Here is a 14,481-nt window from a genome sequence, read left to right as displayed (position 1 = left end):
CGACCGACGGCATCCGCAACCTCCCGGGGAGCGACGACACAACACGCCACCACTCCCACCGATTCACCGGCCCTATGCCTGACCAGCGAAAACACCGCCCTCAGATTCGGAACGACAACAGCTACTTAGCCTTCAGGCCCGGCGTCAATGTCTCCGTCCTTGACCGTCTTGAAGTCCAGCGTGTAAGCCTGCACGGTGCGCGGATGTTGGTCCCGCTGGAACTGGTACTTGCTGGATGTCTTGCGGTAGCGGGCCTTCAGGCGCTGGCGGCACCGTTCGGGGAGGAGGTTGGCCAACACGGCCCGGCCGATAGCCCCGATCAACGACGTCGTACTGCCTCGGCCGGCCCCGGGGCTGCGTCTACAGGCTCGGCTGGCGTTTTGCCTGTTCAGGGATGTTCGCCTGGTCAGTGGGGTGTTGCCCTGTAGTGGTTTTCTTGATCGGTTGTGCGTTGTCGTGGGGTTGGGTGCACGAGGTCAGGGGAGGGCGACGGTGCGGTTACAGGTGCAGGTTGAGTCGGCTGTGGGGGAGTTGCGGTCGGTGCAGGGCTGGTTGCGTGCGGATCCTGAGGTGCGCCGGTCGGTCGCGGTCGAGGTACGCGGTGGTGTGCCTGGGCCGGGGGAGATGGGCACGGGGCTTGATGTGCTGCAGCTGGTGACGGGGAATGGGTGGAGTGCGGCGTCGTTCGTGCTGGCGGTGGTGGCGTGGCGGCAGTCCCGGCCGCAGCGGCCGCGGGTGGAGATCCGCCGCGGGGACACGGTCGTCGTTCTCACGGACTGTTCCGAGGAGGAGATCGAGCGGGCGCCGGGCTCGCGCCGTGAGGCGGCGTCCCTGCACTCGAAGGCATCGACGCCGCCCCGGCCCACACCACCGCTTTAGAGCCGGCGCAGGCAGCTTTGCGGGACCTGGCCACCCGGCACGACCCGCCACAGGTTCCCCTCGCCACCGCACGGCCCGTAGGCGGGCCCGCTCGAGGTACGCTGGCTCCCCCCACCTGCGGCGCGACTCGACCTTGGTGGGCTTCTGGTTCGTCAAGGCGGCCTGCACGGCGGAGGACGAGGAGGCGCGGGCCCGCGCCGGGACGTTCCTGCGCAGGACCGGCCACCCACACCTACTGTGGGTGTTGGAAGAAGTTGTGCTCTCGGTCATCGGCGACCAGTTCTGCCTGCCGACCTCGCGCACCGTCGAGGATCTCTGGAAGCAGCCGCCCGTGCTGTGGGACGACCACGGCGAGCCCTCGCCGCTCCTCCGCCTCCACCTCGCCAACCCCCACCTGCCCCTGCGCCCAGCGAAGGAGAACCCGCTCCCCAGCTGGCTCCAGGCCCGTAACGGCCCGCTGCTGGCCGTCCTCGCGCAGCGCGACGACCTGATCGCGGACTACCTGGCCGTCCACGGCCCGGAGACGACGGTGGAGGCCCTGTTCGAAGGGGCCACGCAGCGTGTCGGCCCGGACGGCTTCGCCGCCAGCTGCCGCGGCGCCCTGCGTGGGCTGCCCGTCGGCCCCGCCCGGGAGAGCCTGTGCCAGGAGGCGGCGCGGGACTACCACGACGTGGGGCGGGCCATCGTGCGGGAAACCGGCTGGGTCTGGGACGGCGACGAGGCCGCGTTCTGCTGGTTCACCGAGCAGTGGGAACGGTACGACGCCCTCGACCCGGACGGCGCCCGCCTACGCGCCTATGCCCGGGCTCACCGGGACGACGACGAACTGTTCTACCGCGCCGAGGAGATCGCGAAGAAGACCAGCCGCCCGAACCCGCTTCCCCCGCGCCCACGCACCGATCCCCTCCGCACGCCGGCCTCCTCCCGCCACCGGGGAGGATCATGGCCGACGGACCTGGGGAGCTCGTTCGGCGGCCACTTCTGACTCGCTTGGAGCCGTGACTCCCAACGCCGCGCCCAAGGCCAGGGAGGCTCACAGCCGGATCGGTCCGCGTGCCGATCCCCGCGGGCCTTGATGCGGGCGGTGTCGTCCGCGATGACCTGGCACGCCAGATCCACGGCCGCTTTCAGCTTCTCCTCGCTCGCCCGGCCGGCGAAGTCCTCCAGCGCGGCCTGCACCGCTTCGGTGCCCCCGCGCTCGAGGATCTGGCTCAAGAACTCGTAGTCCATCAGATGATCCAAACGATCAAACCGGCGTTCAGGAACGCGACCGGCATCGAACTGATCAGTCCGACGACCTGTGTCATCGACCCCGTGTCCTGGCTGGTGGATACGCCTTCTGTGTCACTGATCAGCCGATCTGTGTCACGGCCGCCAGCCGGACCCAGCACGCGGGCCGGACCTGGGTCTCTGGGTCCGGTGTTTTCCCTGGTCAACATGGCTCAGGAGGGTGGCTGGGTCCCTGGGTCCCGCGTCGGCCCGGCCAGTCTCTTTCGGGGTGATTCTGTCGAATCCGTACCTGTGCTGTACGCCCTGCTGTACGTTCGGAGTATGTCGAAATCAGTGACGATCCGGGTCCCCGAGGACCTCCTCGCGCAGTTGCAGGAGCGGGCTGAGACCGAGGGCACCACGGTCACCGCGCTCATCACCGAGGCCGCACGCAACGCGGTCCGCGACCCCCGCCTCGAAGGCGCCGCGGAGGTCTTCCGCCAGTTCGTCGCCGACAACGCGGACGCGTTCGACGCGGCGTTCCCCGACGACGCCCCCGCCCGCCTGGACGCTGCCGAAGCCCCGGGGCGGGCGGCCTGACGTGGAGCTCCACATCGACATCCGCTGGCTGCTGGAGCGCCAGGCGGAGGTCCTGCCCAAGCACCCTGAAGTCCACGACTTCTCCAACCTCGTGGCTGCCATCGCCCGCCACCGCGTCAACACCCCGCAGGTCGGCATCACCGTCGATAACGCCTGGCGCGCGGCCGCCCTCATGCACGCCGTCATCCGGCTACGCCCGCTCCCGGCCCGCAACGCCCTGTACGGCGCCGCGATCGTCGTGTCGTACATGGACGCCGCAGGCGAGGCCATCGACCCGCCCTACGGCGCGCTGATCGACCTCGCCCGCGACATCGACACCGGCCGCGCCGATGGGTACGACGCAGCCGACCGCATCCGCTCCTGGCGGATCTGAGCACCCGCCGGCGCCCAAACAGGGCGCAAGACCGCCTGCTGCTCGTCCTGCGCTGACACCGCCCGACCCCGACCTCACCGCCCTGCGCGTGACGCTGGCGCGACTGAGGAACGAACGCGGCTGGACCTTCGACGAACTCGCCCGCCGCAGCGGCCTGGCCCGGCGCACCCTCATCGACCTCGAACACGGCCGCACCACCGGAAGTGTCACCACCTGGCACGCCCTCGCCCACACCTTCGACGTACCGATCGAGCACCTTCTCGGCACCCTCTGCAACGACCACAACCCGCCCCGGCCGAAGGACTCCTGACCCCACCTGCGCGCCCGCACTGAAATCACCCGAACCGGCGAGCATGCACCGAACGCCCGCTCGCCGGAGCGTGCGCGCATTCGGTTTCGCTGCGCCGGCCGAGGGATGCAGCCCTCGCCGTCCCTGCCATCGTGACGCGCCGCCTGGCACCGTCCGGGCCATGCGCCCCAACACCCCCTCCAGCGACCGCCACTGGGACGGCAGCCTCCGCACCGCGCACCCATCCCGCCCACTACGCGTGTCCGCCACCAGCGCCAGCCGCCTGCTGCGCGCCGGCCACAGCGGCTGCTGCCGCCAGTGCGGCAATCGCATCGACGTCTACCAGCGCGCCGACCAACGCCCCATCGCCCTGCACCCCACAGAACTGGCGGCCGACCAAGTCCCCGACACCTACCGCTGGCATCTCAGCGGCGGCATCGCCCTCCCGCATGGCGACGGCAGCGCCTGGTGCCGCATCCCGCACATCCTGCTCTGCCCCCGCCGCACTCCCGCCACCACCCAGACAAGCCCACGCCTGCAGGCGGTAGCCGCGACCTCGCCCTCCGCACCCGCCGCCTGATCGACACCGGCTCCTTCACCCCACCCCCGGCCTGCACACCGCCCGCCGCCGCACTCCTCCCACCCGCCCGGTCGTGCATCGCTTCCCGTACGTCTACCTCGACGCGGCCTACTGCAAGGCCAGGGTCGAGCACCAGATCGTCTCCCGGGCCGTGGTGATCGCCACCGGCATCACCGAGGACGGCGGCCGGGAGGTGCTGGGGTCAAGGCCATCCGCAAGGTCAGGCTCGGGGCCGCCTACCAGCGCTGCAGGGTTCACTTCCTGCGCAACGTGTTCGGCGTGATCAACAAGGAAGCGGCCGAGATGGCCGCCGCCACGATCCGCGCAATCTTCGCCCAGCCCACCGCCGACGCGGTCCGCACCCAGCTCGACACCGTCGCCGACATGCTCGGCAAGCAGTTCCCCAAGGTCAAAGACATGCTGCTGGAAGCGAAGGACGACCTGACCGCCTTCCCCGAGCGACACTGGAAGAAGATCCAGTCCACCAACCCGCTGGAGCGGATCAACCGCGAGGTCAAGCGCCGCACCGACGTCGTCCAGGTCTTCCCCAACGACGGCGCCCTCCTGCGACTCGTCACTGCCGTGCTCTTCGAACTGCACGACGAGTGGATCGCCTTCCCCTGCCGCTACCTGCCCGAGGGAAGCATGGACCAGCTCTACCCCGCCGAGCGCCCCGAAAGCGCCCCCGCGCTACCCAACACCACCAACACGACCGCCGATTGATCGGCTACACCACGACAAGGCAACACCGTTGCTTTATGCGGGCTGATGCTTTGTCAAGTCGCTGAACGAGAGGACGGGACCCCTGGTAGATCCCTGTGGTGTCGAGCCCAGAGATCGTCGTACCGGAGGTCCCGTTGCTGCGTCATTCTGCCACTCCGCCGCCCCTGGCGTCGGCTCACGATGTGTACGCCCCCGGCCATCTGGGCGAGTTGACCCAAGTCGTTGACCCACAGCTGGTCGACGCGGTCCTTGAGGAGACGGGCTCGCGTGAGCGGCGCGTGCGGCTGCTGCCGGCGCGGGTGGTGGTGTACTTCGTGCTCGCCCTCGCCTTCTTCGAGCGCTCGTCCTACCAGGCGGTGTGGGACAAACTGTGCGCGGGACTGCGTGGGACTGCGGTGGCGCGACCGTGCGCGTCCTCATTGTCGCGGGCCCGCCGCCGCGTGGGCAGCGCTCCGCTGCGTCGCTTGTTCGAGGTCCTGGCCGGCCCGGTGGCCGCCCGAGCGCAGGCCGGCTCCTTCTGGCACGGCTTGCGGGTGGTCGCGGTGGACGGCACCACCCTGAGCATTCCCGACGAGAAGGCGGTGACGTGGCGCTTCCCCAAGCACAGAGGTCAGGTGCTCGAGTTCGGCTAACCCTGCTGCGCCTGGTGGCGCTCGTCGAGTGCGGCACCCGCGCACTCCTCGGAGCCGCATTCGGCCCCGACACGACCGGCGAGCTCGGTTACGCACGCCGTCTCCTGGACCACCTGGACGCCTCGATGGTGCTGCTGGCCGACGCCTACTACGACGCCTTCGACTTCCTTCAGACGGTGACGGATACCGGCGCGTCCTTCCTGCTGCGCTCGACTCGCAAGCGGCGTCCGGCGGTGCGCCGCCCGCTGCCGGACGGCTCGTACCTGACTGCCGTCTGCGCCGGGAAATACAAGGCGGGGCGCGGTTACGGACGACTGGAGGTCCGGATCGTCGAAGCCTGGATGACCGTCACGCTGGGTGACGACACCCGCCGCACTGAGTTGTGGCGGCTGATGACCAGTCTCCTGGATGCCGAGCGCTACCCCGCCCACGAGCACGGCCTCCTACCCACACGGCAACGCCAGCGGCTGAAGGCACACGTCCGCAAACGCAACAGCAAGTACACCTTCACCGCCGGCAAGCATCCAAGGACAGCACAGCCGTACACCCTCCACTTCGAGATGATCACGCAAGACGGATTTGACGACGCCAACAGGGGCTAAACGCAACGGCGTTGCACGACAAGGGACATGACCTGTTCGCCGACGTTGGTTGATCCACAATGGGACTATGACTGCCATCCAACCGCAGCCGCGGTTCACCATATTCGTGCACCTCACGGCTTTGCCTTCGTGGCTCGCGCTGGGGCGTCCTGAGCGTCAGCAGATCATCGCCGATCATGTGCAACCGCTGCTGGACGAACACGACACTGTCCAGGTCCGGTGGTTCGACGCAGAAGCATGGGCCGCCGCTCCGTCCGATGTTCTCGTGGCGACGACCAACGACCTGACCTCGTGGTCCGATCTGTTCGAGGGTCTTCGCGACAGTCCGCTGTGGAGCGTGCCCTACTTCCGGGTGGACCTTGTACTGCCGACGGTCGAGGACGGCTTCGCTGACTACGAGCGTCGAACCGGGCATCGTGACTGAGCCGTCGTTGACGCCGTGATGATGGCCGGCCGCCAGACTCCGTCAAGGCCGTTCGTGCTCGGTTCCACCCTGACGGAGTCTGGCGGCCGGCGAATGCGGCACCTATGGCGGAAGGGGCCTGGTGCGCGGTCAGCCCGCGGTGGTGTCCTGGGCTGCGGCCCGGGCTTCGGCGGCAACATCATCGAAACCGGCAGCGACTCCTACCGCCTGGCCCACACCAATGCCCAGCAGAGCGGCGGCTGACCGATCACCTGCAAAGGAATCACCGGAGCGCGAACGACGCCCGCTGCTGCCACCTTGTTCCGTCATAGACCATCAGATCGACCGACGACACACGGGCAGTGACGGGAAGCCAGCCGCGAAGGTCGGCCTCGGCCTCCTTCAGCACGGCATCGCCTTGCCCCTGGGCGATGGTCAGATGCGGAACGACCTCGTCGAACTGCCCGCCGAACGGTGGGGTCTCCGGCCACCGCTCCGCGACCGCCTGGGTGAGCTGGCGGAACGGGAGGTCCGGGTCGGGAACGAGATACAAGATCCCCGGGAATCGCCCGCAGCGCTCGAACCGGGCATCGAAGGGCCGGTGACGCCCGATCACTTCTCCGATGGCAGCGTAAGCACCGTCGTCGATGAGGCTCTCGTGGAGAAATGGGAAGAGGACGGTGACATGGGCCGGAACACCCGCAGGGGCTGAAGGATCCAGCCGGTCACGCCACGCTCGAACAGCAGGTTCTGCCTCGGGGACCGTCACGATGAGTCCCGACTGCCCTGCCTGAAACTCACCGGAGTCGTCGCCTGCCATCGCACATATGTATCAGCGAGCCCAGAACGGCAGCGACCCGATTACGATCGCGGGCGGTTGAACCGGCTGTCGACACCCAACGCGATCCTCGCTCAGGCGAGGCCGTGGCATGTCGTCATCAGACATAGCTTCTCACCGGGGAACCGGGTATCCGCCACAACGATGCCCCGCCCAAGGACGGCCGCCACTGCCTCAGCTGCCGTATCGACCTTGCCCAGCAGCCGCCCGGCCTCCTCAAAGCTCTCTTCGGCCGCCCTGTCCATGGAGGACTGCCGAGATCTTGCGGCGAACTTTGGCATCTCGACTGTGAGCAGCGGTGAGCAGCAGTGAGCATCGCTTCGCACTGTGGAATGAGCACCCGTTCGCGGCATCGTGGCTTCAGATCCAGGGCTGGAATTTCTCGTCAGCTGATATGAAGGGATGAGTGTGCAAGAGTTCAGCTATCTCCTGTCACGGCTTGTGTCGGGAGGCGCGCCGGCTGTCCTGTCAGGCCCGCCCTTGGCATCGACGGGATGTCCCTGCAGCGGGCACTGAAGACCTGGGCACGAGGCACTCGTGCCTGGGTAACGACGGCACCGGCGTTGATTTCTCCGAATGGCAACCCCGGCGGTGCGTCAGTTCTTCACCTTCCAGCAGAGGCCGATGTTCTCGCGGCGCGCTTCCCTCACAGATCCGCCGCACGGGACGGCAGAGCACGATGACCCTGCCCGCCTTCGCCGAACCGCCCCCTTCTGGCCAGCCGCGCTTCGGCGCTTCTCCGCCCTCTTCCCGGGTCGACGGCGTGCTTGTCGTCATGGCCGCGTTACTCACGATCGTCACCGCAATGGTGGGGTTCCCCACGCCGGCGCATGCGGCACCGGCACCGATCGACGTCTACCCTGTTCAGTCGATCTATGAGAGGTCCGCGGATTACCGCCTGACCGTCAACGGTCGCGAGGTGCCGGTGACCCGGTACCACGGATACGACATCGCCCAGTTCGCGATGGGCTCCGGATCAGCGACTCTCGCCGTCACGAAGATCAACAATACGAGCATCGGCGCCTACAGCATCAGCCCGGCGAAGCTGAATCTGGGCGGGTCGGTCAGCGGCCCCACCCTGACGTTCACCGTGCCCAACGACGAATATCTCATCGTCAAGGTCGACGGACGCCCGCGACTCGTGATCGCGATCGACTCGGCCGAGACCAACCGGCCCTCCTCAAGCGGATCGGGTAACATCGCGCGATGCGGTCTTCGCTCTCTTGGCTGAGGCGCTTGGTAAACGAGACAACGGTCTCTTCGTTTGCTGTGCCGTCCAGCAGGTCGATGAGGCCCCAGAATTCTTCTTCCGTCATTCTGGATCGCCTGTGTTCCCTGGCGATGATGGTAAGCGGGGGAAGGTTTGTGCCGGACGCAGCCGGGTCCGCCGCCCTCTCCGTAGTGGCGGCTCACGCCTGTCTACGTGGCAGGCGGCGCCGGCTCCGGCGGGGATCCGCCTCCTCAAGAACTGGCCGCAGTCGGTGTACATCCGCAGCCGCACACGGGGCTGACCGCGATGCTGCAGGGCTTTTCGGCTCAGCCCGAAAAGCCGCGCGCAACGTCTGAAGGTCCTGCAGACTCGTCGCGGAAGAAGACCGGATGACCGATTGGCTGCAGGATGGTTGGAATTCCGTCGCGCAGGTTGGTCATATTCACAGAAGTGGTAGGTGGATGAGCAGGATCAGGAAGTATTTAGCCCTTTCGACGGCAGCCCTTGCCCTAACGGTGGGCGGTCTGGCTGCCGCTCCGGCGGCGAGTGCGGCACCGGCTGCTGAGTGCGGGGTTCGGGCGAACGGCCGGTTGTACTGTGGGAATGCGGCGCCGGTCATCACACGCCATGGCGCCTACCATGAAGCCCCCATCACGGGACAACTACAAACGAATTTCAGTTGGTTCGACTGCTGGACCACTGGCGGACTCCACGGGGGCGGCAATACCACCTGGTACCACACCTTTCCGGATTGGGTCACTGATCCAGAGTTGGGAGGGTGGGGATATGTGCCCGCAGACTGGGTGTATACGTCTAGCTCGTTCGATGCCAATCCAAGCGCGCATGGTCTGCGGCGCTGCTGAAATTCGGCGAACCAGCTCGTAAGTGAAACCGGAAGGTTGGAGCGCTCGCAACTGACCGGACGGGTCTACACGGTAGCGGAGCCCGATGTCGAATACGCCGGGCGTCGAGCCTGACCTGTGTGGAACGAAAGGCCATAAGCCTCGATTGTCCATGAGTCCCCGTCTGCGCTGCTGACGGGGACTCTCTTCTATGCGGTGTGGCTTTTCCGGTGCTGGGGGAGGGGCGCGGTGGTGTTCCGGCGTGCGTGCGCCGTCCGGGCGCGGGTCCACGGCCCAGAGATCCTCTTACGGCTGGTGAGGGCACGACTCGCAGGCCTTTTGGGAGCCGGGAGTGGGACTACGGCTCTCCGGGTGACGGCCCTGGACGGGCCGAGGGCTGCCGGACCGTATGGCCCATTGGTTCCGCTCGGGTGCGTCCGCAGCGGTGGTTCTCCGCCGCGTGCGCCGCAGGGTCGGCGAGCGTGGCTGTCCGCGCCCTCGAGTTCGTTTCGGTGATGGGCAGCCTGCGTCACTCATACACACGGGCCGGAGAGCGCGTCTCATCGGTGACGGCCACATGGGGAGGCGAGGTGCTGCGCATTCATTTCACGGAGGGGGACCTGGCCCGTGTTCGTCTGGCCCGGGAGCCGGATCCGGTCTGGGAGACCTTGCTGAGCCTGCATCAGTTGACCGCGCCGCGGCGCGGACTGCCGGTTTTCGCCTCCTGGCGGCGCAGCGCCCGTGCCAGGCTGGCCGAGGATCGCCTGGCGGGCCCGGTTCGGATGCTCTCCGCCCTGGCCCCCGCTTCGGCGGGCTACTGGCCCGACTTCCTGACGCCGGGCGCTTCGGCCGACGGCTTGGAAGCCGCGCTGGAGGCATTGCATGCCACCCCGCAGGTGCAGGTACGCCGGGAGATGGACCGGTTGGCCGACACCCACCCGCTGCCGCGCTGGGCACATACTCTCGCCCGGGGCGAACGAGACCGGATGGACGAGGTCGCGACGGCATTTCGGCTGGTGCACCGCACGATCGTCAGGCCTGAGTGGACCGGGATGGCCAGGACCACTGAGGCCGACCGGGCCCTGCGGGCACGCGTCCTGAGTGATAGCGGCGTTCACGGGCTGCTGGATTCCTTCCGCCCACTGATGGACTGGCGGCCGCCTGTGCTGCACGTGCGCTACCCGGAGGACCGGGATCTGCATCTCGGCGGACAGGGCGTGCGACTGATTCCCTCGCATTTCTGCTGGAACACGCCGATCGCCCTGGCCGATCCCGCTCTGCCGCAAGTCCTGGCCTACCCGGTCGCCCACCCCCCGACCTGGGCACCGGCGGTCACCCGCGACCGCCGAGCCGAGGCTTTGGCCACCTTGCTCGGCCGGACCCGCGCGCGCGTGCTGGCCGCCCTGGACACCACCGCGACCACCGGAGAACTCGCTCAGCGGCTGCATATCTCCGCCCCCTCGGCGAGCGAACACGTCGCTGCCCTGAGAGGGGTCAACCTCGCGCACAGCCAACGTGCCGGCACCCAGGTCATACATTCCCTCACCCCGTTGGGTACCGCGCTCCTCCGCGGCGAACTCCCGCCTCGGCAAACGGCCGTCTGAGAAACCATCCACTTCCCGAACGTGATTGTTCGGTTCGGGCTGAGGGGCATGAACTCCGGCTGGCGGCGAGAGGGGGCAGAAGCCCAGGCGAACGGGTGACGGGCCGGGCGCTCAGGGCTCCAAGATCATCCCGTGGCCCCTTTTGGGCTTACCTCGGCGATCCCCCTCAAATTCCTCGGTTGCGGCGGGCGCCGCATCCTGCTCGCGCATGCGGGCGGCAGTCAGAAACGGAGTTGTACAGCCGCGAGAGCGAAGTAGGGAAGACACCCGGCTGCGATACCCGCGAACGCTGCAAGGGGGAGACGTCCACGACGGTGACCACTTCGCCACACTACGACCGCGCCTGCGAGCATCCCTGCCCCGCCGAGAATCGCTTCGTAGACAGCAGCGATGGGGGAGGCGAGCATGGCAAGCACGAAGACCACCCAGAAGACCAGGATCGACCTCCTCGTGATCACTGGTTCCGAGATACTGCTCCGCTCTCGAGGTACAGGAGTATCCAACGCCCTATTCGCTTTCCAGCCAGGGAAGTCGATCACTGCCGAGTCCGCTGCGCACGCTTCACCCGTACACCGCGGCACTACCCACAGTAGCTCCGTTGACACACATCCCAATCATCTCCAGCGTCCGGCTCCGGCGTGACGGGACATCGTCAAGAGGCCGCGCGATGCAGCGGCCTACGCGGTGCTCAGACGCCGACACGTCCACGCCCACGCGCGAAACGAGAACGGACCCAGCGTCACTTCCACGTAGTGGAGGGATGCCCGTGTCCAGAACGAAGCACAAAAAGCGATACAGAGGCACCAGACGGCCATCGACAGCTGTACTTCTCGGCTTCGTCTGCGTCTTGACGTTATGCAACCCGCCCGCTGCGACCGGAGCCGAGGCGCCGGCTGAAGGAGCGATACGCATCCTGGAGAACGGCACCGTCGTCGAAGCGGACGGACGCCGAGTTGGATGAACAGCCCGAGACTTCGGAAAGCGGCTCGGCCCCCGCTTGAGACAGAAGCAGTCGGGAGCGGGCCCCAGGCGACAATCAACGCGTCCTGGCGTGGCAGATGACCGATGTGGGCCCGCGCCAGAACGGTAGGAGAAGCTCAGCGGCTGCTCAGCGGCTTGCCGTATTTCTGAGCCGTGGATAGGTACGGGAGGCCGAGCGAGCGGGGTGAGAAGGCCGCCGAGTTGCGGGCCGAGCCGCTGGGGAGGAGCCATACGGCGCCCAGGGACGCGTTCTCGCCAGGGGATCCGACCGTGACATCCGGTACGCCGTCGGCGTTGCAGTCGCCCGTGCTGACCGCCGCGCCGAAGGTGTCGCCCGCCTCGGCGACGCCCGGGACGCCGGGCGTGGCCTGGTTCCAGGAGACGGACTTGGCAGCGCCGTTGGCATTGAGCAGGCCCTGAGCGCCGCCGTGGAGCAGCCAGGCGGCGCCCGCACGCACTTTGCTTCCGATGGCCTCGCCGGGAGCGCCCGCGATCAGGTCGTCGCGGCCGTCGCGGTTGACGTCGGCGACGGCGAGGGCGGCGCCGAAGCGGTCGCCGGTCTCGGCCACGCCCGGGACGCCCGTCGTGTCCTGGTTCAGGGTCTGGGCGCGGCTGCCGAAAGAGCCGCCCGAGGGGCTTTGGTAGTGGATGTGAATGGCGCCCCCCTTGGCGAGTTCTTCGGGGCCGCAGGGGTTGTCGATGTTCTCGTCGGCGATCTCACGGCATTCGCCGAGCGCCAGGTCGTCGTGGCCGTCGCCGTCGAAGTCGCCGCCGGCCAGGGCGGTCACGCCGGCGTTGTCCGTGTTCCAGAAGTTGGCCAATGCGGACTGGTCGGCGTCCCACTTCCACAGGCGCACGTGAGACTGCGTGGTGGGGTTGCCCGCGGTCCAGTACGCCACGGCCAGGTCCGCCGCGCCGTCGCTGTCGAAGTCACCCGTGGCCAGGACGGGGGCGCGGCCGCCCATGGGGGCGGCGACGACGGTGGTGACCATGCTGTCTTCGCCCTGGGCGACACGAGCTACCACCTTGTCCGTGCCGCCGATCACGATCTCCTTGTTGCCGTCCCCGGTCAGGTCGGCTGCCGTGACCGATTTGCCGTACGCAGCCGACGGCGATGGCCCGGTGAGGACCGTCGACCCCGGTCCCGGCCCACCCTTCGCGCCGCCTACGGCGATGACCGTGCCTGCGTCCGCACCGCGGCCGGTGATGTCCTCGCCGGGGGCACCGACGAGCAGTTCCGCGATGCCGTCGCCGTTGAGGTCCGTCAGGGCCACGGATGCGCCGAAGCGGTCGCCCGCCTCCGGAGTGCCGGGAACCTCGGGAGTGGTCTGGGTGACACGGATGCTCCCGTGGGCGCCGACGCCCTTCGGGCCGCCCCAGACGACGTTCACGTACCCGGCCTTGGTTTGACTGCCGACGGTCCCGTCGGGGACGCCGACGGCGAGGTCCGCGTAGCCGTCGCCGTTGAAGTCGCTCGTTGTGGTAGGGGGTGCGGCAGCGGTGGCGCCGGACGGGAGCACCAACCCGGCGGTGGCCGCGGCGGCGGCTGTTGCGATGGCGTACGTCAGGATGCGGCGGCTGTGTGGCACGGTGGCTCCCACTCGGTCGATCGGAGTGCGGGATACCTGATATGACCGTCGAAGGGCGGAGCTGGTTGTACGGAGTTCACCAGTGGTTGGCGCTGGGTTCACGGTGGGAAGCGAGGCCCTCGAGGTTGCTGCACTCCGGCATACGCCCTCCTCGGCGAGCGCCTGGCGTCCGTGGCGCAAGGCGGCAGCGGTCAGTGGTACTCGGGCGCCGGAGCGGCCGACTCGTCGAGTGAGGGATCGTCCGATGTCGGCAACGCCGGTGGAGCGGCAGTGCTCACCAAGGAGTGGGCACCGGACGCTTCACTGCATGTCTGGGCGTCGCGCAGGTGGCCGTCGTCATGGGCATCTCGGTACGGCACCTGGGGCGGATCGTCGCATCGACCGGCAGGTCTCCGGAACGGCGCATCATGGAACGGCGCCTGGTAACGGCGCATCAGGAACTCACTGCGCGGGGGCGCGGGAGACCACGATCGCCGACGTGGCGCACCGGTGGGGGTTGCCCAGCCAGGCCCACTTCGCCCGCCTCTTCCGCGCCAGGTTCGGCCTCACCCCGAGCGAGGCCCGCGCGGAGGCGGCGACGTAGACGCGACTGCATGACGCTCGAGGCAGCCAGGGACCTGTCGGGCTATGGACACACCGGCTCCGGCCGCGGCCGACTCGGGGCCGCGCAGAGCTTCCTCGTCGACGTGGTCGTGCGCTGCGGCGGCAGCGAACGGCGTGCCGTGACGAGGGGCCAGGACGTCCACGCCGTCACCGCGCTGCTGGTTGTGGAAGGGGGGACCGCATCCTCACGGCACCGACCGTCCTGGTCCGTCCCGTGAGGATGCACAGTTCCCTGGAACTGTGTCCGTAGCGGACGGACGGCCCCCTGGCCCCGTTCGTGGGCCAAGGCCCGCGCCTGTGCGTCGTCTCCTTCCGCGTCCCCGCGACCGGAGGCCGGCGGCGTGGCGGTGCCCTCGCTCGCCGGGTCCGGGGCGCCCACCGGGCATCCCGCCCGACCTCCACCGTTTTCGTTTTGTGGGCGGCGAGCGCCGGGTGCGAGCGCAGTTTGGCCAGCCCTCGTGCCGCCTGGCTCTTCACCGTGCCGACCGAGCACCGCAGCACCGCGGCGACCTCGCTTTCGCCGA

Annotated in this window: 16 protein-coding genes and 1 pseudogene; 14 read left to right on the top strand and 3 right to left on the bottom strand. The window is 68.4% G+C overall.

Annotation, left to right across the window (positions count from 1 at the left end):
• Window positions 1–125: 125 nt before the first annotated feature.
• Window positions 126–299, bottom strand: a complete 174-nt coding sequence (locus EF387_RS46995; RefSeq protein ID WP_155589848.1) for a hypothetical protein — start codon at window positions 297–299, stop codon at window positions 126–128.
• A 193-nt stretch (window positions 300–492) separates the two neighbouring features.
• Here EF387_RS46995 and EF387_RS45660 point away from each other — a divergent pair, with 193 nt between their 5' ends.
• The 10 genes and pseudogenes from EF387_RS45660 to EF387_RS45615 all read left to right on the top strand — a co-directional run bounded on the left by EF387_RS45660 (window position 493) and on the right by EF387_RS45615 (window position 6,311).
• Window positions 493–879 carry an effector-associated constant component EACC1 gene (locus tag EF387_RS45660; protein ID WP_238432086.1) on the top strand — a complete coding sequence of 129 codons (387 nt, stop codon included), beginning with the start codon at window positions 493–495 and terminating at the stop codon, window positions 877–879.
• A gap of 136 nt (window positions 880–1,015) precedes the next feature.
• Window positions 1,016–1,864, top strand: coding sequence for a hypothetical protein (locus EF387_RS45655; protein ID WP_128382470.1), 849 nt, complete (start codon window positions 1,016–1,018; stop codon window positions 1,862–1,864).
• A 566-nt stretch (window positions 1,865–2,430) separates the two neighbouring features.
• Complete coding sequence (locus tag EF387_RS45650; protein WP_128382469.1) at window positions 2,431–2,688, top strand: YlcI/YnfO family protein; 258 nt, start codon at window positions 2,431–2,433, stop codon at window positions 2,686–2,688.
• Between the two features lies 1 nt (window position 2,689).
• A complete protein-coding gene (locus EF387_RS45645; RefSeq protein WP_128382468.1) occupies window positions 2,690–3,061 on the top strand; it encodes a toxin Doc in 372 nt (123 codons plus the stop codon).
• A 52-nt stretch (window positions 3,062–3,113) separates the two neighbouring features.
• The gene (locus EF387_RS45640) at window positions 3,114–3,371 is read left to right on the top strand and encodes a helix-turn-helix transcriptional regulator (RefSeq protein ID WP_128382475.1); all 258 of its coding nucleotides are present in this window, start codon (window positions 3,114–3,116) and stop codon (window positions 3,369–3,371) included.
• A gap of 160 nt (window positions 3,372–3,531) precedes the next feature.
• Window positions 3,532–3,930 carry a DUF6083 domain-containing protein gene (locus tag EF387_RS45635; RefSeq protein WP_202918593.1) on the top strand — a complete coding sequence of 133 codons (399 nt, stop codon included), beginning with the start codon at window positions 3,532–3,534 and terminating at the stop codon, window positions 3,928–3,930.
• A gap of 79 nt (window positions 3,931–4,009) precedes the next feature.
• Window positions 4,010–4,653, top strand: a pseudogene (locus tag EF387_RS45630) (transposase); the annotation flags it as partial.
• A gap of 95 nt (window positions 4,654–4,748) precedes the next feature.
• Window positions 4,749–5,285 carry a transposase domain-containing protein gene (locus tag EF387_RS45625; RefSeq protein WP_338058174.1) on the top strand — a complete coding sequence of 179 codons (537 nt, stop codon included), beginning with the start codon at window positions 4,749–4,751 and terminating at the stop codon, window positions 5,283–5,285.
• A gap of 14 nt (window positions 5,286–5,299) precedes the next feature.
• The gene (locus EF387_RS45620) at window positions 5,300–5,887 is read left to right on the top strand and encodes a hypothetical protein (protein ID WP_128382466.1); all 588 of its coding nucleotides are present in this window, start codon (window positions 5,300–5,302) and stop codon (window positions 5,885–5,887) included.
• 67 nt (window positions 5,888–5,954) lie between these two features.
• The gene (locus EF387_RS45615; RefSeq protein WP_128382465.1) at window positions 5,955–6,311 is read left to right on the top strand and encodes a darcynin family protein; all 357 of its coding nucleotides are present in this window, start codon (window positions 5,955–5,957) and stop codon (window positions 6,309–6,311) included.
• Window positions 6,312–6,573: 262 nt separating this feature from the next.
• Here EF387_RS45615 and EF387_RS45605 read toward each other — a convergent pair whose 3' ends face one another.
• Entirely contained in the window at window positions 6,574–7,110 is a 537-nt protein-coding gene (locus EF387_RS45605; protein WP_128382464.1) for a 2'-5' RNA ligase family protein, read from the bottom strand.
• A 697-nt stretch (window positions 7,111–7,807) separates the two neighbouring features.
• Here EF387_RS45605 and EF387_RS45595 point away from each other — a divergent pair.
• Window positions 7,808–8,359, top strand: coding sequence for a hypothetical protein (locus EF387_RS45595; RefSeq protein ID WP_128382462.1), 552 nt, complete (start codon window positions 7,808–7,810; stop codon window positions 8,357–8,359).
• A gap of 1,303 nt (window positions 8,360–9,662) precedes the next feature.
• Window positions 9,663–10,784, top strand: a complete 1,122-nt coding sequence (locus EF387_RS45585; RefSeq protein ID WP_238432085.1) for an ArsR/SmtB family transcription factor — start codon at window positions 9,663–9,665, stop codon at window positions 10,782–10,784.
• 1,097 nt (window positions 10,785–11,881) lie between these two features.
• Here EF387_RS45585 and EF387_RS45580 read toward each other — a convergent pair.
• Window positions 11,882–13,354: an FG-GAP-like repeat-containing protein gene (locus EF387_RS45580; RefSeq protein ID WP_238432084.1), complete on the bottom strand. Its 1,473-nt coding sequence runs from the start codon at window positions 13,352–13,354 to the stop codon at window positions 11,882–11,884.
• A gap of 244 nt (window positions 13,355–13,598) precedes the next feature.
• On the opposite strand from EF387_RS45580, the gene EF387_RS49640 reads away from it, so the two are divergent.
• Both EF387_RS49640 and EF387_RS45570 read left to right on the top strand, forming a co-directional pair.
• Window positions 13,599–13,937: an AraC family transcriptional regulator gene (locus EF387_RS49640; RefSeq protein ID WP_128382461.1), complete on the top strand. Its 339-nt coding sequence runs from the start codon at window positions 13,599–13,601 to the stop codon at window positions 13,935–13,937.
• A gap of 10 nt (window positions 13,938–13,947) precedes the next feature.
• A complete protein-coding gene (locus EF387_RS45570) occupies window positions 13,948–14,175 on the top strand; it encodes a hypothetical protein (protein ID WP_338058173.1) in 228 nt (75 codons plus the stop codon).
• Window positions 14,176–14,481 lie beyond the last annotated feature (306 nt).

This window comes from Streptomyces cavernae, from assembly GCF_004023625.1.
GTDB classification, from domain to species: Bacteria; Actinomycetota; Actinomycetes; order Streptomycetales; family Streptomycetaceae; genus Streptomyces; species Streptomyces cavernae.
This window is presented reverse-complemented; position numbering and strand designations above follow the sequence as displayed.

What these genes read in the sequence shown, in the direction of transcription:
- EF387_RS45650 (WP_128382469.1), top strand. Translation starts at nt 2,431, where the DNA reads ATGTCGAAATCAGTGACGATCCGGGTCCCCGAGGACCTCCTCGCGCAG.
- EF387_RS45615 (WP_128382465.1), top strand. Translation starts at nt 5,955, where the DNA reads ATGACTGCCATCCAACCGCAGCCGCGGTTCACCATATTCGTGCACCTC.
- EF387_RS45635 (WP_202918593.1), top strand. Translation starts at nt 3,532, where the DNA reads ATGCGCCCCAACACCCCCTCCAGCGACCGCCACTGGGACGGCAGCCTC.
- EF387_RS45570 (WP_338058173.1), top strand. Translation starts at nt 13,948, where the DNA reads ATGACGCTCGAGGCAGCCAGGGACCTGTCGGGCTATGGACACACCGGC.
- EF387_RS49640 (WP_128382461.1), top strand. Translation starts at nt 13,599, where the DNA reads ATGTCGGCAACGCCGGTGGAGCGGCAGTGCTCACCAAGGAGTGGGCAC.
- EF387_RS45605 (WP_128382464.1), bottom strand. Translation starts at nt 7,110, where the DNA reads ATGGCAGGCGACGACTCCGGTGAGTTTCAGGCAGGGCAGTCGGGACTC.
- EF387_RS45595 (WP_128382462.1), top strand. Translation starts at nt 7,808, where the DNA reads ATGACCCTGCCCGCCTTCGCCGAACCGCCCCCTTCTGGCCAGCCGCGC.